Genomic DNA, 19,166 nt, shown 5'->3' with positions numbered 1-19,166 from the left:
CGTATTATTGTTATCCTAAGTTTATCAAATAACGAAGGATGAAGAATATGAAAAAGAATGTAACAGAATTGGTATTTATTTTAGACAAAAGCGGCTCCATGGCAGGACTTGAAGCAGATACAATTGGCGGTTATAATGCAATGCTGATGAAGCAGCAGAAAGCAGAAGGAGAAGCCATTGTTACTACAGTCTTATTCGATCACGATTATGAGTTATTACATGACCGAATAAATGTTAAGGGTATATCTCCTATTACAGAAGAGGATTATGAGGTAGGCGGGACTACTGCACTATTAGACGCCATTGGTTTTACCGTTCAAAAAATGGTGAATGTACAAAAGAGGACAAGTGAGAGTGAACGAGCAGAAAAGGTCCTTTTCGTGATTACAACGGATGGGATGGAAAATGCCAGCCGCGAATTTACAACTGACAAAATCAAAAAAATAATTCAGCATCAAAAAGACAAATATGGCTGGGAATTCCTGTTCCTCGGAGCAAATATCGATGCGGTCACAACCGCTGCTCAATTTGGAATCGAAGAGGAATTTGCTGTGGATTATCATGCTGATCATGTAGGAACTCAAGTTAATTATGAAGCGGTTAATGAAGCTGTGATTACCCTTCGAAGCGGCAAAAAGATTGACAGAACCTGGAAAGAAGGGATTGAAAGGGATTATAATCGTCGTTTACGGAATAAATGACTAACTAAGGAAAGGTATGATACACAATTCTTGTAACAGTTATTTTTACTTTAGTACTTTTAAGTGGAATCTATTATTTATTACGAAATCTATTCAATTTGAAAAAGGCAGCAGATGTCTCAAAAGATGCACTTTATCCAATAAATGAAAGTGAGTTTGCAGGTATTATTATTCCGACTGATTGGAAATCAATGGAGCCGCTGACGAAAAACACAAGGTCCTATCGATATGTCAAATGGGGTACGATTGCTGCCCTTGGTTTATTAACAGCTCTTTTTGTGCTGGTCTTAACGACAGATTGGTTTGAATCTTCATTTTTCAGCTTGGCTTATCTGTTCTTCATCATTATTGGCTCGGTTCGACATCGTGGCAATTTATTTCTTTTGCCAAATGGAATAATACTTAATGGGAAATTTGTATCATACAATCAAATTAAACATTATGAAACAGAGCAAATCGTTCGATGGCATAGTTTATATGGTCTCGATACAAACGTGAACAATGCGTTTAAGGTGACATTTATACTGAAAAGGACTATTTTTCAGCCTCAATTCATAGTTGTACAGAATGCTGATCAGCTTAAACACATAAGTGCATTGCTTCTCCAAAAAGGCGTTCCTTATAAACAAAATTCTTCAAATCATGGTGCCTGACCTTGAGTGTTGTTAAGCGGGTCAGGCCCCAACTGTTTGGCAATTTTGTTAAAATGGTTTTATTGTCATCAGAATAATTAAAAGAATAGCCGCCATATGTAAAATGTTATTTAATGGAATTGCTTGTTTTGCCAGTTTTTTATATTCTTCAGGCAACTCTTCACCTTGATGTTTTTCAAGGACCTCGATTTGAAGTTTAGCTTTCTTCGGAAGGATTCCGGCGGCAATGGGTTGAACGGCTATGTAGATGACAATTGAGGCAATATACCAAATTTCCTTGAATAATTCCGGATGGATTATGGCCATGATAATCCCTGTGATTAGCAGTGTAATGCTTCCGATTTTGGCTAATTTCTCTGTTCCTTGTGAAACCAATAGAGCAAACTTTGCTTGAGATACATTTTTTACCTTTCCCATTAAAACAGGCATGCCAAAAGTAGCCCCTAGTCCAACTACGGCCGCTACAATGTGGATCAGCAATATGAATGTGTATAATGTCATGATTTCACCTCCTACTTTTTTACTACTTTTAATTTTACTGAATATCTGAATAATTAGAACTATTATTTTTTGCTCCTTTTGTATGTAATAAAAAAACTAACTGATCATCAAAAAAAGTGCCTGCTGCGGCATCCGGAACTTGAATGGTGCCTGGCACTTTTGTTATTTTGTCGTAATGAGATGCTCAACAAAATCATCTTCATTTGTTCCCAAAAACAATGGAATGAATAATCAGCTTAACCTTTCTTTTAGAAAATATGTAGTGGATTTCACACGAAGGGCACACCAGCTTGCGGATCCGGCCAACCAGAATAGCAGCGGCATAAACCATAAATTTGCTACGATAATAAATCAGCTTAACCCCCAGTTCAAAACTTCACTTTTAACATAAAAAGGATCCCAATAGTCAAAAACCCTTGCAGAGTGGAACGGAAATAATAGAAAGATTCCAATATTTGTAAGCCAATCAATATCATATCTTCTTATCTGCCTATTTTGAGCCATTCAATTTCCCCCTTGACATTTGCTTCTTCATCAAATTTTACAGGTGAAAAGGCATATAGAATAGTGGGTTTTGGTGATTTTATTGAAAATAATGACATTAATGTCAGGGTGATACAGGACTTTCCCAAAACATACACTCTTCTAAGGAACGTATTTCAATTTAGACATTAGGGAGAGGGAAATATGAACTTCGAGATGCAAAAAGCCAATATGCTGGCAGAAGAGATAAATGGTTTTATTCAATATGTCCAAAGATGTTATAAAGTGGAGAACAGCCTTAATCCAAACAAAGATAAAATATATCAAATTAAACTTTGGATGGATGATTTTAAGTTTCACATATTAGCCGATGAACTCCACAGAATAAATCAGTATTCCTGGGACGAAAAGTACACTTTCTATCTAGTTGACCATTTTCAACAAGGGATTAACATTATTGATGAATACGTAACCAATAACTACAATGACTTATTTCTCTTTACCGCTAGACTATACACGCTTAAGAACCTCATTCAACTATTACAAAAGTAAGGAACAGATTATTGAATCCGCATGCTACATAGCAATTAATCAATAGACGAATCAACCAAGGATGGAAATTAGTGTTTTGATTGGTTAACTCCTACCACTATATTAGTTTATATAGTAAAATAAGATGAATGTATAGCAATAGCAATGATAAATTTAGATAATGTGGAGGATCTAAGGTGACCTATCAATTAAATAACAGATTTAAAATGTTTACATTGAATTCAAATCAAACACTTGCAGCTGAGATGGCTGAGCTTTTAGGCTGTGAGCTGGGCAAATGCTCTGTTACGAAATTTAGTGATGGTGAAATTCAAATTCATATTGAAGAAAGCGTTCGCGGAAGTGAGGTATTTATTGTTCAATCTACTTCCTCTCCAGTTAATGAAAATGTGATGGAGCTTCTTATCATGATTGACTCCTTGAAACGGGCATCTGCTAAAGCGATTAATGTTGTTATTCCATACTATGGGTATGGACGCCAAGACCGAAAAGCTCGTTCACGAGAACCAATTACGGCTAAACTTGTCGCAAACCTTTTGGAAGCTGCCGGAGCAACAAGAGTGCTGACAATGGACCTTCATACACCTCAGCTTCAAGGTTTTTTTGATATACCGGTTGAACATCTGTTTGGTGTTCCAATCCTTACACAGTATTATGAAAATAAAGGATTAGACAATATTGTCGTTGTTGCGCCGCATAATGGCAGTATCGGAAGAGCAAGAAAAATGGCTAAGCTATTACATTCTCCACTTGCCCTGATTGATAAAAGAAAACTAGAAGAAAATGAGATTGAAACCTTTTTTGTCATTGGTAATGTTGAAGGGAAAAATGCCATTATTATTGATGATCTAATTGATACTGCTGAAACCATCACCTCAGCGGCTCAGGCGCTGGCAGAAAATGGTGCAACATCCATCTATGCCGGATGTACACATCCTGTATTCACAGCACAGGCGATTGAAAAAATAGAGCAATCACCAATTAAAGAATTAGTGGTAACAAACACGATTGTGTTACCAGAAGAGAAAAAAATTGAAAAAATAAAAACAATATCTGTCGCTCCATTGCTTGTAGAGGCAATTGACCGGATTCATAACGAGAAAGCGGTAAGTCCTTTATTTGAATAAGATTTTTCTATGCATCCAGTAGCCAACGCTAAGTAAAGAAGATAAAAAATACAATGCCGATCTCCTAGCAAGTGTAAGGAGGTTGGCATTTTCTTATACCGCTGTTTGTTGTATATAAATGATTTTGGAGTTGAAAAGATGAGCAGTATTTTTGCAAAATGGTATGACATTTTTATGAAGCCTTTGGAAAAGAAGAAATTTAAACAAATTCGAAAGAAACTTTTGGCAAACGCTACGGGAAGCGTCCTTGAATTGGGTTCAGGCACTGGAGTGAATTTTCCCTATTATACTTCTGCTGAAAAAGTTACAGCGGTAGAACCAAGCTTACATATGATTGAGCAATCCATTTCCAAACAAAAACAATCGGTTATTCCAATTGAAGTGGTTCAGGCAGTTGCAGAGGATTTACCATTTAAGGCAGATATGTTTGATACAGTTGTAGCCACGCTCGTATTTTGTACGATTCCAAATCCGGAAAAAGCAATCTTGGAAATGAAACGAGTATGTAAACTTAATGGAAAAATCCTCCTATTTGAACATGTGAAAATGGAAAATCGCATACTTGGGACCATTCAGGAGCTGTTAACACCTGTTTGGAAAAAAATTTGTGATGGATGCTGTTTAAATAGAAATACCATTAAGCTATTAAACGGACATGATATTATGATGACGAGGGTGCAAAAATACTCCAAGGATTTATTTGTTTTGGTAGAGTCTGTAAATAAGAAGTAAAGAATAAGATGAGGAAGATGGTTTTCATTAGAAAGGCGGACCGAGTGATGTCTTATCATGCTGACGATGCAAAGGCTATAGAAATTCGACCAGATTGGCTCCAAAGTTATATAGATTCCCCTGAAAAACAAAGACAGTTATATAAACGGACATTGATTATTGTTGTTCTCTCACAAATCTTTGGTGGTGCTGGGCTTGCTGCGGGCATTACTGTTGGTGCCCTGATTGCTCAAGATATGCTCGGCACTGATCAATTTGCGGGTGTTCCAACTGCTTTGTTCACGTTGGGCTCCGCTGCTGCTGCGTATATTGTGGGGCGGCTATCTCAACGGTTTGGACGCCGCTCAGGGCTAGCCGCCGGATTTTTGACAGGCGGAATTGGCGCTATCGGTGTTGTGATTGCTGCAATAACCAATAATATTCTATTACTATTTGCCTCTCTATTAATCTATGGCGCCGGATCAGCAACCAATCTGCAAGCACGCTATGCGGGTACCGACATGGCTAGTTCAAAACAGCGGGCAACAGCCATCAGTACTGCTATGGTTTCCACCACGTTTGGAGCCGTTGCAGGCCCCAACATGGTGGAGGTAATGGGGGAATTTGCCACGTCAATTGGAATTCCAGCATTAGCGGGCCCCTTCATTCTGGCTGCCACAGCTTTTATTCTAGCGGGTTTGGTGCTTTTAGTATTCCTGCGTCCCGACCCTCTTGTAGTAGCTAATGTCATTGCGCGAGTGAAAAGCAAAGAAGAGGTAAATCTATCAATAGAGACCCCTAGGGACACTCAAGAAATAAATAATCACGGAGTTGTTTTGGGAACTGTCCTAATGATTGTAACTCAGCTGGTTATGGTAGGCATTATGACCATGACTCCAGTCCACATGAGGCACCATGGTCATGGATTAAGTGAGGTGGGAATGGTCATCGGTATTCATGTAGCTTTCATGTTTTTGCCGTCCTTTTTTACCGGTATTCTCGTTGATAAAATTGGTCGTTCGGCAATGGCAATTGCAGCTGGTATTACTTTGCTTGCTGCCGGAGTGATCGCAGCTTTTGCATCTGCAGATTCCATGGCAGGCATCATCACCGCTCTCGCTTTGCTAGGGCTAGGCTGGAACTTTGGCTTGATTTGCGGCACAGCGCTTGTTGTAGACTCAACTCTTCCCACCACGCGTGCTAAGACCCAAGGAACGGTAGATGTGTTGATTGCATTAGCCGGTGCCACCGGAGGAGTACTTTCGGGTATGGTAGCCGCTCACTCTAGTTATGCTGTACTTTCACTTGCTGGAGGTTTCTTATCATTATTGTTGATTCCGGTAGTTGTTTGGTCTCGTAATAAATAATTCCTGGTTAACGGTACGATAAAATGCTGTTCTATCGCGGAAAAAGGAGCAGGCATTATTTTAGAAAAGGTGGTTACCTAATAATATAATGGTCAAGTAGGGAATAATAGTTTTCGGAAGGAGTTGTTCCAAATGGCACAATCATTAGAAGGTAAAGTTGCAATTGTAACGGGTGCTGGAAGAGGAATTGGTAAGGCGATTGCGATTGCATTAGCAAATGAAGGGGTAAAGGTCGGTTTGCTGGCAAGAACAGAAGCTGCATTAAAGGAAGTCGCAAGCGAAGTGGCTGGTTTGGGAGTGAAAGCAGCATATGCAGCTGTTGATGTTTCATCATTAGAACAGGTAAATCAAGCCATTGAAAAATTGACGAACGAATTAGGGACAGCAGATATTCTGATTAATAATGCTGGAATAGGAAAATTTGCGACACTTTTAGAAATGGACCCAGAAGAATGGAAGAAGATCATTGATGTTAATATTATGGGAACATATCATGTTACCCGTGCAGTTCTACCACAATTAATTGAAAAAAATGGCGGCGATATTATTAATATTTCATCAACTAATGGGTTGAACGGTGCAGCCACATCTAGTGCATATAGCGCCTCTAAATTTGGTGTAATCGGTCTAACTGAATCATTAGCGCAAGAAGTCCGCAGAAACAATATTCGGGTGACGGCCTTAACTCCTAGCACTGTAGCTACAGAACTGGCTGTCAAAACCAATTTAATTGCTGAAAATAATGAAGACAAGTATATGCAGCCAGAAGATATTGCCGAATTTATTGTTTCCCAATTAAAATTACATCCACGAGTTTATATCAAAGCAGCCAGCCTTTTGGCAACCAATCCATTTTAATCCAAAACGAAGTCAGCTCTACTGACTTCGTTTTTTTATGTTGTTGTCTTCGAGAAAAGTCAGGGAAAATCTTCTTCAAGATTGTTTGTTGTTATTTTCTAAAATGGCTAAGCGGATAAGCTTCACTTTAATATCTTTGCTTAATGAAAGCCATTCATGTTTATTAATTCTCATGATCCATCCCTCCATTTATTTGCAACTATATTTCATCTTCCTAGTATTCGTTTACCCAAATATTTCAAATTTCTAAACCTTTAATCCTTTTTCATTTTCTTTTATTTTTCTACATTTTTTTCATTCTTCCCTTTTAATAGAAAGGTAATTAAATGTATGAAAATGATTAAAACAATCAATGTTGTGGTAAACAAACAAAAAGATAGGAGATGATCGGATGAATGAACAAAAACACAGCTATTATATTAATATCCAATCACAGGAAATTTTCAGAGGTCCTCTCGATGGAGAGTGGGATTTTAAAATCGAAGCAACGGAATCTCAAGTGGCTGTCATTGAACGTCTATTTGACCGTAATGACATAACAGATTGGGAAAGCTATTTTCGATCCCATATTCCTTTTCTAGAGTATCACCACCAGCCTCAAAATATGGAATATGATCGGAGATTGGTGCTGATCTATACCATCCTTTTTTACTTGGGTGACGCAAACAGCCGTGCACATATTAGAGATATGGGAATATTAAATGAGGAAATTGCTAATGATCATTGCAAGAGATTTTAAACTTCTTGCACATTATTCCTTTTTGTTTATTTCATTTCACAAAGGGGTATTAAATTGAAAATTATAGATTAATAGGAGGAAGATAAGATGAACAATGAAAAATACCCAAGCAAAATACCTGCACAGGAGCAAAAGAAGCAGCCGGGAATCCAAAAGGATATGACACCAGTCCCGGAAACCATGAATCCCAAATATAAGGGTAGTGACAAGCTGAAAGGGAAGAACGCTATTATTACGGGTGGAGATAGTGGGATAGGGCGAGCAGTATCTATTGCTTTTGCAAAAGAAGGAGCAAATGTTGTAATCATGTATTTAAGTGAAAACCATGATGCGGAAGAAACGAAACAACTTGTCGAGGAACAAGGAGTAAGATGCCTATTACTTTCAGGGGATATTGGTGATGAAACCTTTTGTCAGGAAGCTGTTCAACAAACAGTAGATGAACTAGGCGGACTTGATTTATTAGTGAATAATGCAGGGGAGCAGCATCCTCAGGAAAGCATTGTTGACATTTCCACAGATCAGCTGGAAAAGACGTTTCGAACAAATATTTTCTCCATGTTTCATTTAACAAAAGCGGCATTACCACACCTTAAGGCAGGGAGCGCCATTATTAATACGACATCAATTACAGCCTACAAAGGACATCCAACGCTTGTCGATTATTCTGCTACAAAAGGGGCAATCACGTCTTTCACTCGTTCTCTTGCCATCCAGTTAGCGGAAAAAGGAATCAGGGTGAATGGAGTCGCTCCGGGACCAATTTGGACTCCACTCATTCCATCTACTTTTACGGAAGAAGAAGTAAGTAAATTTGGGCAAGACACATTGATAAAGCGACCAGGGCAGCCGGAAGAACTTGCTCCAGCTTATGTATATCTTGCTTCCAACATCGATTCTTCCTTTGTAACAGGGCAAATTCTCCATGTGAATGGTGGAACTATTGTAAATGGCTAAATGGCAAATTAAAAAACAACGCGGTTAGTTCTATGTAAGGAGGGACTGACCGCAGTGGTTCGATTTTACAGTTTTGTACGAAGACTTAAGAGTTCAGGGAAAAATGATTGGTCAAGAACCTTTTTTAGATAGGTTACACCGGATGATCCTCCAGTACCTTTCTTATGACCGATAATTCTTTCTACTGTGGACATGTGGTTATAGCGCCAGAGCTGCTGCTGATGACCAATGTCTACTAGCTTTTCTGCAAGCTCATATAAATTCCAATATTGACCGGTGTTGCGATAAACGGTCAGCCATGCCTCTTCAACACTTAGATCGGGTTCATAGCTTTGGGACAAGTCCCGATTAAGAACGTTTTTATTAATTGGTAATCCATGGACGGAGAGTGCTGTGATGGCTGCATCATAAATACTTGGTTCATGCAGTGACTTCAACATAGTTTCAGATAGCCCTATTTGGTGTTTATAAACCGCCAAGGTGTGAGCATTTTTTTGTCCAAGTGCAAACTCAATTAGGCGGTTTTGATAGGATTGGAATCCGGAGGAATGCCCAAGTTTACCACGAAACTGCATATAATCTGCAGGGGTCAGAGTTGTAAGAACGTTCCATGATTGGATGAGCTGTTGCTGAATTCTAGATACGCGCGACAGCATTTTAAATGATGGCTCCAGATCGTTCTGAAGAATACACTGAATCGCAGCATTCAATTCATGGAGAATAAGCTTCATCCATAATTCGCTTGTTTGATGTATGATTATAAACAGCATTTCATCGTGGTGATTCGATAGGCGCTGCTGGCTTGAAAGAATAGTTTCAAGGTGAAGGTAATCACCATAAGACATATTTTTTTGAAAATCAGTTTGAATTTCATTTTCTAGTTCTGAAGTCTTTTTTTCCTCTCCATTTTCTTGGTTCCTCATTAAACTCATCCCCCTTAATACTAGTTACTATAATATGTGAGTTTTAAATTATATAGTAATAAATTTAATGATTAGCTTTGTGATGATGATGATATTATGTGTTGCTTTGGCTAGTGTTTACGTATCAATGGAATAAACGAAATATTGTAGGTGGAAAATCAACCTAATTGACAGCAAAAACCTCCATTGATATATTGATTTTATGAAAACAATAAAAACGATTGAGCGTCCTGTGTTAAGAGATCAAGTATATGAATCTTTAAAAAAAGCAATTATTACATTGGAATTAGAACCTGGACAACGAATATTAGATAAAGAATTGGCGATTGAATTTGGAGTCAGCAGAACACCTGTTAGGGAAGCGCTGAAAAGACTAGAGGATGAAGGGCTTGTTGAATCGCTGCCAGGTTCCCAGACTAGAATTACCAAAGTTAATTTGGAAGAGGCTAGAAACGCATTTACGGTTGTTGCCACCTTAAATAGTCTTGCTGCACGTCTTGCTGTTCCACTAATGACAAACGAAGATATACATTTAATGGAACTTAGCAATAGTCAGTTACATGATGCATTAACTAGAAAGGATGTTGTTTGTGCTGTAGAGGCAGATGATCAATTTCATCTAGTTCTATTAAAGGCTTCAAGGAACTCGGAAATTGAATTAGCCCTAGAACGAATCATGCCTAAGATTCGAAGATTAGAGTTCTCTAAATTCAGTTCATTTGACGGTCAAACTTCCCTCAAGCAGCATCAGGAAATCATTTTAGCTTGTAAAGGGAAAAATCATAACCTGGCTTCCACTCTTGTAGAGGAGAATTGGTTAAGTTTAGGCAGGGTATTAGTTGGAGATCAGGAAATCCAAGAATAATGAGTTATGCGTAGAGTACATATTCAGGTGTACTCTTTTTTATTTCCATATAAATTGACAAAATTATCAAAAAATAGATTGACCACCAAAGTGATATGCGATATATTGGTTTTAAGTAATGGGCCATTTCACTTTACATACCGTTCTTATTGAAAAAAGATGTGTGTCAACCGCTCATGAGGCAAGCGAATTGGTTATAGTCTATGTCTCTTCTCAAAAAGTCTGAAGTTTTTAGAGGTAGTCTTGTAAAATAACAAATTGGGAGGAATCACAATGAGTTCAATCACAACTAAAACGGATACTTTTGAAGTACATGATGAAAAGGTATTAAATTGGGCAAAGGAAATCATTGAAAATAGCTCTTCTCCAAGATTGATTCAGAAGGAAATTATTGATGCGGTTGATAGAAATGCCATTTGGAGGGGGCAGGAGTGCCTCAATTTATTAGCCCCGGAAGCCCCAACAAGTCCAACCGTTCGCCAATTGTTAGCATCCGAAGTAGGTACGAGAGCTGCAGAAGGGCATATTGGACCTACACAAAGGTGGTTTTCCGGTACCAAATATATCGATGAAATTGAATCATTATGTGTGGAGCTATTAAAAAAGGTTTTTAATTGTAATTACGCAGATCACCGTCTTGTAGCAAGCATGATCGGAAACATGACCGTTTATGCTGCTCTGACAAAACCAGGGGACAATATTTTGACGATTGCTCAGCCTTTAGGGGGACATTCTAGCAATCGTTATGACGGACCTGCTGGGATTCGAGGGTTAAATATTTATGATGTTCCGATGGATCCGGTTGATTTGGTGGTTGATCTCGATGAATTTGCAAAAATAGCTAGACAGGTGAAACCTCGCTTGGTAACGCTTGGTGCCTCTATGACTCTTTTCCCATTCCCGTTAAAAGAAATGTCAGAGATTGTCAGTGAGTGGGGAGGCAAGATTTTCTTTGATGGTGCTCACCAGCTTGGCCTTATTGGGGGCGGACAATTCCAGGATCCATTAAACGAGGGAGCATGCATTATGACAGGTTCAGCTGGCAAAACCTTCAGTGGTCCGCAAAGCGGTATCATTGTTTGGAATGATCCGGAGCTTACACAACCAGTTTGTGATACGATTTTCCCAGCATTAGCGGCCACACACCAAGTAAACCGTGTTGCTGCATTGGCTGCTTCAGCGGCTGAATTCCTTGCATTTGGAAAAGAGTATATGGCACAAATTGTCGCCAATTCCAAAGCACTAGCAAAAGCGCTGCACAATCGAGGAATCAATGTACTTGGTGCGCATAAAGGTTTCACAGAAACACATCAAGTGATTCTTGACGTTAAACGTTTTGGCGGAGGCTTAGAAGTTGCCCATAAGTTAGCTAAGGCAAATATTATTACCAATAAAAATCTAATTCCAAGTGATAAACCAGAAGATTGGAATTTTCCAAGTGGACTACGGATTGGAACCATCGAAATTACACGTTTAGGAATGAAAGAAGCAGAGATGGACATTATTGCAGACAATATTGTCCGTGTGCTGGAGGATCAAGAACCAGTCGAAACGATTCGCAAGCGTATCATTGAAATGCGGTCTGGTTATCAGAAGATTCATTACTGTTTCGATTAATAGGAGAGACGGTCAGAACATGGTAAAATAAAGTTGGAACAGATATTATTGAGATCATTTTAGGAGTTTTCAAATGGACACACGAACCAAATGGAATATGAAACATCAAGATCGCTTGAATGTTAGTAAGAAACCTATTCCCAATCCTAGATTAAAGAAACTGTCCCCATTTCTAAAGGGAGGGACTGCACTTGATCTGGCTTGCGGTCTTGGTGGAAACAGTTTGTTTCTGGCAAGGATGAATTATCAAGTTCAGGCAATGGATGTTTCGGATGTTGCCATTAACTATATTCAAGAGCAGGCTGCAAGCCATAAGCTTACCATCGCTCCAAGGGTATGTGACCTTACCGAATGGAAATATGGAGGTTGGGAGAACATTTCCTATGATCTAGTAGTTATAACGTATTACCTCGATCGCTCGCTTTTCAATATTGTGAAAAAAATCATAAATAAAAATGGTTATTTTTTCATGGAAACCTACTATCATTCACCGCAAACCGAAAATCAGGGAGTATCGAATCAGTACAAATTAAAGCCGAAAGAGTTATTAAATGAATTTGAGGATTGGACGATCCTTTTTTTTGAAGAAAATGAAACGGAGTGCAGGCAAACCATTTTTTGTCAGAAACGATGAAAGGGCATGGCATTTTTAGCAATAACCGCGCAGTTGATAATTACAATGACAGGGAACCACACGGATTAATTCATAATAAAAAAATAGTAAAATAAAAAATGCTGCAGTCATAACCAGGCTGCAGCATTTTCTTTTTTATAAATACGGACTTTCATGTTTAGCTTTGAGACGGTTCCAACGGCGTTCTACTTCATCATTAAACATTTGCAGCATCACATTGCTTTCTTCTTTTAGTAAATGCTTCGTTTTCCCCATCAGCTTCAACCACTCCGATACAGCTAAGCGTTTCTTTTTAGCTTCTGGATCATAAGTAATGGTTGTGATTCCTCGTTCGACCTCATAAAGAGGGAAGAAGCAGGAGTTAACAGCAGCCTCTACGATTGTTTGGCCTAATTCATCCTTTGATTTCCAATTTAGTGGGCAGGTAATTAAAATTTTTCCGTAAACCAAGCCTTCATTTTTCGCATACCATTGTGCCTTCGCTGCCTTCTTTAACAGGTCGCGGTCAAACGCCTCCGTTCCGGTAAAAACATATGGAATATGAGTGGCCGCCATGATCTGCGCTGTATCCTTATGATGGAACGGCTTCCCATTCTGGAAGGAACCAACATTTGATGTGCTCGTCATATGTCCCATCGGTGTCGAATAGGAGAGTTGGCTGCCGGTATTCATGTAACCTTCGTTATCATATTCAAGGATAATCATTTTATGGTTACGCAATGCCGTTCCGATGGCAGGACCCATGCCAATATCCATGCCGCCATCGCCTGTCACCATCACAAAGGTAAAATCATCGCTCAGACCTAAATCTGCTAATTCACCGCGGCGTTTTCTTTCATGGAACATTTCCACAAGACCCGATAACGTAGCGGAGCCATTTTGGAATAGATTATGGATGTAAGTCGCTTTATGAGCGCTGTACGGGAACCCGGTCGTCACAACCATTGCACAGCCGGTATGGAAAAGTGCGACAATATCTCCTTCAATTCCTTTAAAAAACAACTCCAGTCCCGAGAAAATACCACATCCTGGACAAGCGCCGTGTCCGGAAGCTAACCGTTTGGGCTTTTTCGTCAAGCTCCGCATTGGAGGGATTTTAACCTTAAGCTCACTCGTATTTTCATCAGGCGTGACGGTGATGAGACCTGTGTTTAAATCTTCTTTTTTCATTGGATTTAAGACGCGTTTAGGTGCATATTCCGATCTGCCAGGATTATGTCCGAAGTAGTCAAACGACTTTTCCGTTATACCAGTATCAGCGGCTTCTTTTGCTAATTGGAAAAAGTGCTCGGCATCATCGGCGTAGAAATCTTTGCCACCTAAACCGTAAATCCGATTTATGACCTTTGTACTTACATTTCCTGCTGTTTGGAGCGCTGCCTTTACCTCAAGTGCCATATTTCCGCCGTGAGCTCCATAGGAGTCTGCACGATCACCAATCGTAACCGCTTTCACATTTTTTAACACTTCCGCTATTTGTTTTTGGGGGAAGGGGCGTATCATATTGGGTGAGATGACCCCGGCTTTTATTCCTTGTGAGCGAAGGCGGTCCACCACATCTTTACAAACCTCAGCAGCAGAATTCAGCATGAAGACAGCCACTTCTGCGTCATCCATCCGGTATAGATCAAGAACTGGATACTCGCGTCCTGTCAATTCCGCATATTCCTTTGAAATTCGCTCAAACACAGCCTCAGCTCTATACATAGCCTCAGATTGTTGATAACAGTTGTTGATATAATCGGGTTCATTCATATAAGGTCCGATCGTTACCGGATTCTCACGATCTAGGGCATGAGTAAAGCTTGTTGGTAATTCGCCAATAAACTTTTGAACATCTTCTCTCTTTTTTATAACATTGACACGTCTTTTTTGATGGGAGGTGAAATATCCGTCGTATGATACAATGACGGGCAGCCGGACTTCACTATCTTCTGCTAGTTTAATCGCGATGATGTTCATATCATAGACGATTTGCGGATCACGCGCCATTAAGATGGGCCATCCGGTGTTTAACGCGAAATATAAATCTGAATGATCTCCATGAATATTTAATGGTCCTGATACAGAGCGATTAACTAAATTCAACACCATTGGAAAGCGGGTTCCTGATTGAACGGGGAGCTGCTCAAGCATGTAAAGAAAACCATTTGCACTTGTTGCGTTAAATACACGACCCCCACCAGTTGATGCCCCATAGCAGATACCAGCTGATCCATGTTCGCCATCTGCAGGAATCAATACAATGTCATGTTCACCTTTGGCTTTCATCCCATCAAGGAACTGGGCAACTTCAGTGGAAGGAGAGATGGGAAAGTAGCCCATAACATGATAATTTATTTGATGGGCGGCATAAGCAGCCATTTCATTGCCGGATTCAAAAACAACACTTTGTTCAACTGACCCTTTGTGCATGGATAACTTTTCTTGATCTAAATTAATGGACATGAAGATCAGTCCTTTCCTTAATTTTGTGTGGCTAAATCAAATAGGTGCGGTACACGATTACTGTCTGCGTAGCCGTCATTGTATTCTCTTTCTCCTGATAATGCCTCGACAGGACAAGCGGTAACGCATTTCAAACAGCCTTTACAATATTGATAGTCAATTCCTTTAAGGAACATTTGTGGCCGGCCTCGTTTGTCTGCTTTTTCTTCCCATACAAAGCAAAAGTCTGGACAGGCGGTATCGCAGGCCGCACAATTAATACATTTATCTTCATGGAAATGCGGCAGCATCCCTGCACGAGAAATGCTTAAATCCTTTAAAATGCTGTTTCCAGGATTTGTGATTGTGCCGCCAATCGCTTGCGTTTGATAGCCAAGAAGCGGTTCTGCACGTGTAAATGGTTTAGGTTCGAACGCCTCATCGAGCGAGAATATTTTGAATTCCACTTCATTGTACCCGCGCTCAAACGTACGGATATTGGGCTCCACAAAATGCGGATACTTTTTCTCAAAGGTACGGCGAATCGTTTGTTTCATCGACTCAGGGTCTAAGAAGTCCAAAATCCGATAAAGCGCTCCCAACATGGCGGTATTGGCTTTTGTTTGTTCTTCCAAGGCAATTCCAGTTGCATCAATGATGGCTATTGTTCCACCGGGAATTTTCATAAGTTGCTTCAGTTCGTCAGGGGATTTTTGTGAATTCACTAAGATGGTACTGTCGGGATAAATTCCGCTTGTGCAATCAATGGTTTTAAATAGGGCATCATGGAAAATGCCGACAACGTGAGGGCGTTCAATGGGTGTAGTGTCTCTGATGTTTGTTTCCGGGTCGCAAAAGCGAATATGCGCTTTAACGGGAGAGCCTTTCTTTTCTGATCCATAGGATGAAAAGCCGACACCGTTTAGTCCATTTCCAACTACTCCATCCTCGGAAAGCATTTTTCCGGCTAAATTCGCTCCTAACCCGCCAATAGATTCCAGGCGAATCTCAAAAAAACCTAAGTCATTCATTTTTGGCAGTTTTGACAATCGTATTCCTCCTAACTATTAATTGTTTTTAATATTATAAATTTTCTATAAATTATTTCATTTTCATTGTAACAGGACTGAAAATGAAATACAACAGATTATTAAGTAAAAAAAATTTCACTTCAAAACCCTTGTTATTAAGCGGTTTTTGGATTGATATCATATATTGGTTTATTACAAAAAGAGTTTTGATATAGTACAGATTTTAAATGTTGTATAACAGTATTGATTGTTTTACGATAAATTAATTATGTTAACCAGTAATACATGCAACAAGACCAAACAGGAGACAAATCACTAATTACGGTCCCGTAGAACTTCTTTATGGTAAAATTAGTATAAAATGGCGGTTGCAAACCTCGGATTGCCCGCGGGTGGAAATAGGGAGGCAGAAGGAAGCATGAAAATTGTTATTGCTGGTGGTTCTGGATTTATTGGGAAAAAATTGACCGACCTTCTACTTAAAGAGGGACATACTATCGTTATCTTAACTAGGAAGAATCAGCGGCCTTCGAGGGATGTATCGTATGTAAGGTGGCTGGAAGAAAGCACTGCTCCCGAAAATGAAATAAAAAATGCGGATGTATTAATAAACTTAGCGGGAGTTTCCATCAACGATGGCAGATGGAATGCAAACCATCAAAAACAAATATATGACAGTCGGATGCAAGCAACTGATGAGTTAGTTAGAATAATCGCTTCCTTGAATGAAAAACCTTCTTTACTAGTCAATGCGAGTGCAATTGGCATTTATCCCTCTTCAGAAAATGCAGTATATACAGAAGAGTCCCTAAAAAGGGCAAATGATTTTCTTGGACAGACAGTAACGGACTGGGAGAACAAAGCAAAAGTAGTAGAGTCACAAAACATTCGAACCGTTTTCATGCGGTTCGGTGTGGTACTAGGTAAGGAAGGCGGAGCACTTCCGCTCATGGCACTGCCCTATAAATTGTACGCCGGAGGTACAGTTGGCTCGGGTGAACAGTGGGTGTCCTGGGTCCATGTGGACGATGTAGTTCGAGCCATTTCATTTGCTATTGAAAATGATCATCTGAGAGGTCCTGTAAATGTCACTTCTCCATCCCCAATCAAGATGAAGGAGTTTGGAAAAACAATTGGTACTGTATTACATCGTCCACATTGGCTTCCTGTCCCATCATTTGCCATGAAAATGGCACTTGGACAAAAGAGTTCACTTGTTCTAGAAGGACAGTATGTTATCCCAAAAATCTTAATAAGTGAAGGCTTTGAATTCAAGTTTCCTTCACTCCAATCTGCTTTGGAGGATTTGATTACAAATTAGTCCGGATTGGCGTCTCCGTAACTTGGATTATCAAGGGGATTCATTGCTACCATTATCATTTGTACAGCGATCGAAGCCTTACAAGATTTTAAGAAAGCTAGGTTTCCCAATCGTGACATGTAACATCAAAAAGAGGTAGAATAGGGTGTTAAGCACATAGGGAAGAAACAACTGTATGGGGGAAGGGTTTATGGTTGGAGTAAAAACAGTAAAAATAGATGGTGAATGTATCTATATTTTTAACAGTGCTATCTATCTTTTTGAATCAAGCATTGGATTTACGTTGGAATTGGATATCATAGTAAGTGAAGTTACTGTAAAAAAGTATAAAAAAGAGGAAACCCTTATTATTGAGATTGAATTGGAGGATGGCCGTAATATTCATTCGATTATGCATGTAAAAATCCTTTCAGGCGGTTTGCCGCAGCTTAATTTATTTTGTGAGCTCGCTGACATTCAAGAGTTTGATGGATTACATATTGTAACCGAAAATGATGCTTGGTTTCCGAACATAGAAGAAGGCATTACATTAGAAGAAATAAGAAAAGTGGAAATGCCAATTGAAGAGGTCAGTTTAAAATTAAAACTGCCAATCGACCAGGTTGAATGGTTAAAGAGTCAAAAAAAACGACAATTAAATGAAATGTTCCAAGAATTCATATATGATAATTGGAAAAAAAATAATAGCTAATCCAATTAGATTTACATTTATAAAGGGGGACTATCTTGGGTAAGCAGGGAATAATCTCATTAGGAGAAGCATTTGTAGACTATATTTCAATAGATAGAACGAATACTGAATATCAGCAGTTGCTAGGAGGCGCTACCGTAAATGTAGCAGTGGGTTCACGGAGACTTGGGATTCCAACCTATTATTTGTGTAAATTTGGTAAGGATGAGATCAGTGAATTTGTAGAAAATGAATTAAGAAAAGACCGGATTGATACTGACTTTTCTATCCACTCTCCGAAGAAAAAAATCTGTGGTGTATATGTTCATATAAATGAAAACGGAGAACGATATTTCCATTCTTATTCGAACCCGACACCGGATGAAGTTCTATCGGCAGATGAATTAACGAGAGAGGTTTTTGAACAAGCTAAAATCTTTTATTTTGGTTCTGGAACACTTTTTCTGAATAAAGCAAAACAGACAACAGAAGCTGCAATCAAATATGCGAAAGAATCCCAAAATATGATTGCCTTTGATGCAAACATTCGTCCTAAGAGGTGGGAGAGCGAGGAACATTGCCGTAAAACAATTGCAGCATTTCTCAAACAGGCAGATATCGTTAAGCTTGCGGAAGATGAGTTGAATTTTTTAACAGAAACAGACTCATTAGAAGAAGGTATAGAAAAATTATCAACCTATCAAATTCCTTTTCTCTTCATAACGATGGGAAGGAAAGGGGCTTGTGCTGTAATCAATGGAAACAATATTTTTGTTTCTGCCCCGACGGTCAATGCCATCGATACAACCGGAGCAGGTGATGCCTTTATGTCAGCACTTTTATATTGTTTTCACGAACAAGGAAAGCCAGCCACTCAATCCCAATTAACAAATTATCTTCAGTTTTCAAATCATGTTGGTGCTGCTGCGACAACGGAAATCGGATCATTGTCCGCTAATTTTGATTTAACCGTTTGGAAAAAGCAATTCCTTTTTAAAACAAGATAATCTTGTCAAGACTGTAAAGGAA

Annotated in this window: 20 protein-coding genes; 15 read left to right on the top strand and 5 right to left on the bottom strand. The window is 39.2% G+C overall.

The window, feature by feature from the left end:
- Positions 1-47 precede the first annotated feature (47 nt).
- Together FAY30_RS13705 and FAY30_RS13700 are read left to right on the top strand one after the other, a co-directional pair.
- Positions 48-701 (top strand): vWA domain-containing protein, encoded by a 654-nt coding sequence (locus FAY30_RS13705; protein WP_149870404.1) that lies wholly within the window; start codon positions 48-50, stop codon positions 699-701.
- Positions 702-799: 98 nt separating this feature from the next.
- On the top strand, positions 800-1,354 hold the full coding sequence (locus FAY30_RS13700) for a hypothetical protein (protein ID WP_223820778.1): 555 nt from the start codon (positions 800-802) through the stop codon (positions 1,352-1,354).
- Between the two features lie 48 nt (positions 1,355-1,402).
- On the opposite strand, the gene FAY30_RS13695 is transcribed toward FAY30_RS13700, so the two are convergent.
- Together FAY30_RS13695 and FAY30_RS27185 are read right to left on the bottom strand one after the other, a co-directional pair.
- Positions 1,403-1,855, bottom strand: coding sequence for a DUF2269 family protein (locus FAY30_RS13695; protein WP_149870402.1), 453 nt, complete (start codon positions 1,853-1,855; stop codon positions 1,403-1,405).
- Positions 1,856-2,206: 351 nt separating this feature from the next.
- On the bottom strand, positions 2,207-2,359 hold the full coding sequence (locus FAY30_RS27185) for a hypothetical protein (protein ID WP_190284645.1): 153 nt from the start codon (positions 2,357-2,359) through the stop codon (positions 2,207-2,209).
- Positions 2,360-2,542: 183 nt separating this feature from the next.
- Here FAY30_RS27185 and FAY30_RS13690 point away from each other — a divergent pair, with 183 nt between their 5' ends.
- The 7 genes from FAY30_RS13690 to FAY30_RS13660 all read left to right on the top strand — a co-directional run bounded on the left by FAY30_RS13690 (position 2,543) and on the right by FAY30_RS13660 (position 8,649).
- Complete coding sequence (locus FAY30_RS13690) at positions 2,543-2,890, top strand: hypothetical protein (protein ID WP_149870401.1); 348 nt, start codon at positions 2,543-2,545, stop codon at positions 2,888-2,890.
- Between the two features lie 176 nt (positions 2,891-3,066).
- A complete protein-coding gene (locus FAY30_RS13685; RefSeq protein WP_263315190.1) occupies positions 3,067-4,017 on the top strand; it encodes a ribose-phosphate diphosphokinase in 951 nt (316 codons plus the stop codon).
- 138 nt (positions 4,018-4,155) lie between these two features.
- Positions 4,156-4,749 (top strand): class I SAM-dependent methyltransferase, encoded by a 594-nt coding sequence (locus tag FAY30_RS13680; protein WP_149870400.1) that lies wholly within the window; start codon positions 4,156-4,158, stop codon positions 4,747-4,749.
- 47 nt (positions 4,750-4,796) lie between these two features.
- Positions 4,797-6,095, top strand: a complete 1,299-nt coding sequence (locus FAY30_RS13675) for an MFS transporter (RefSeq protein WP_149870399.1) — start codon at positions 4,797-4,799, stop codon at positions 6,093-6,095.
- Positions 6,096-6,227: 132 nt separating this feature from the next.
- On the top strand, positions 6,228-6,953 hold the full coding sequence (locus FAY30_RS13670; protein WP_149870398.1) for a 3-ketoacyl-ACP reductase: 726 nt from the start codon (positions 6,228-6,230) through the stop codon (positions 6,951-6,953).
- Positions 6,954-7,344: 391 nt separating this feature from the next.
- The gene (locus tag FAY30_RS13665; RefSeq protein ID WP_149870397.1) at positions 7,345-7,692 is read left to right on the top strand and encodes a hydrolase; all 348 of its coding nucleotides are present in this window, start codon (positions 7,345-7,347) and stop codon (positions 7,690-7,692) included.
- An 87-nt stretch (positions 7,693-7,779) separates the two neighbouring features.
- A complete protein-coding gene (locus FAY30_RS13660; protein ID WP_149870396.1) occupies positions 7,780-8,649 on the top strand; it encodes an SDR family oxidoreductase in 870 nt (289 codons plus the stop codon).
- Positions 8,650-8,714: 65 nt separating this feature from the next.
- Here FAY30_RS13660 and kynA read toward each other — a convergent pair whose 3' ends face one another.
- Entirely contained in the window at positions 8,715-9,572 is an 858-nt protein-coding gene (gene kynA, locus FAY30_RS13655) for a tryptophan 2,3-dioxygenase (protein ID WP_149870395.1), read from the bottom strand.
- 202 nt (positions 9,573-9,774) lie between these two features.
- On the opposite strand from kynA, the gene FAY30_RS13650 reads away from it, so the two are divergent.
- The 3 genes from FAY30_RS13650 (at position 9,775) to FAY30_RS13640 (ending at position 12,688) form a co-directional block, all read left to right on the top strand.
- Positions 9,775-10,437: a GntR family transcriptional regulator gene (locus FAY30_RS13650; RefSeq protein WP_149870394.1), complete on the top strand. Its 663-nt coding sequence runs from the start codon at positions 9,775-9,777 to the stop codon at positions 10,435-10,437.
- 273 nt (positions 10,438-10,710) lie between these two features.
- Positions 10,711-12,054: a serine hydroxymethyltransferase gene (gene glyA / locus FAY30_RS13645; RefSeq protein ID WP_149870393.1), complete on the top strand. Its 1,344-nt coding sequence runs from the start codon at positions 10,711-10,713 to the stop codon at positions 12,052-12,054.
- Between the two features lie 73 nt (positions 12,055-12,127).
- Positions 12,128-12,688, top strand: a complete 561-nt coding sequence (locus FAY30_RS13640) for a class I SAM-dependent methyltransferase (protein WP_149870392.1) — start codon at positions 12,128-12,130, stop codon at positions 12,686-12,688.
- Positions 12,689-12,823: 135 nt separating this feature from the next.
- Here the strand turns inward: FAY30_RS13640 and FAY30_RS13635 are convergent, their stop codons facing one another.
- Positions 12,824-15,136 (bottom strand): thiamine pyrophosphate-dependent enzyme, encoded by a 2,313-nt coding sequence (locus FAY30_RS13635; protein ID WP_149870391.1) that lies wholly within the window; start codon positions 15,134-15,136, stop codon positions 12,824-12,826.
- Between the two features lie 17 nt (positions 15,137-15,153).
- On the bottom strand, positions 15,154-16,164 hold the full coding sequence (locus FAY30_RS13630) for a 2-oxoacid:acceptor oxidoreductase family protein (protein ID WP_149870390.1): 1,011 nt from the start codon (positions 16,162-16,164) through the stop codon (positions 15,154-15,156).
- Between the two features lie 400 nt (positions 16,165-16,564).
- Here FAY30_RS13630 and FAY30_RS13625 point away from each other — a divergent pair, with 400 nt between their 5' ends.
- The 3 genes from FAY30_RS13625 to FAY30_RS13615 all read left to right on the top strand — a co-directional run bounded on the left by FAY30_RS13625 (position 16,565) and on the right by FAY30_RS13615 (position 19,144).
- Positions 16,565-17,467, top strand: a complete 903-nt coding sequence (locus FAY30_RS13625; RefSeq protein WP_149870389.1) for a TIGR01777 family oxidoreductase — start codon at positions 16,565-16,567, stop codon at positions 17,465-17,467.
- A gap of 190 nt (positions 17,468-17,657) precedes the next feature.
- Entirely contained in the window at positions 17,658-18,158 is a 501-nt protein-coding gene (locus tag FAY30_RS13620; RefSeq protein WP_149870388.1) for a hypothetical protein, read from the top strand.
- 35 nt (positions 18,159-18,193) lie between these two features.
- The gene (locus FAY30_RS13615; protein WP_190284644.1) at positions 18,194-19,144 is read left to right on the top strand and encodes a carbohydrate kinase family protein; all 951 of its coding nucleotides are present in this window, start codon (positions 18,194-18,196) and stop codon (positions 19,142-19,144) included.
- Positions 19,145-19,166 lie beyond the last annotated feature (22 nt).

Origin of the sequence: Bacillus sp. S3 (assembly GCF_005154805.1) — a bacterium.
In the GTDB taxonomy this organism is placed as follows: domain Bacteria; phylum Bacillota; class Bacilli; order Bacillales; family Cytobacillaceae; genus Neobacillus.
The sequence above is the reverse complement of the archived record's forward strand: the minus strand, read 5'-3'. Positions and strand labels throughout refer to the sequence as shown.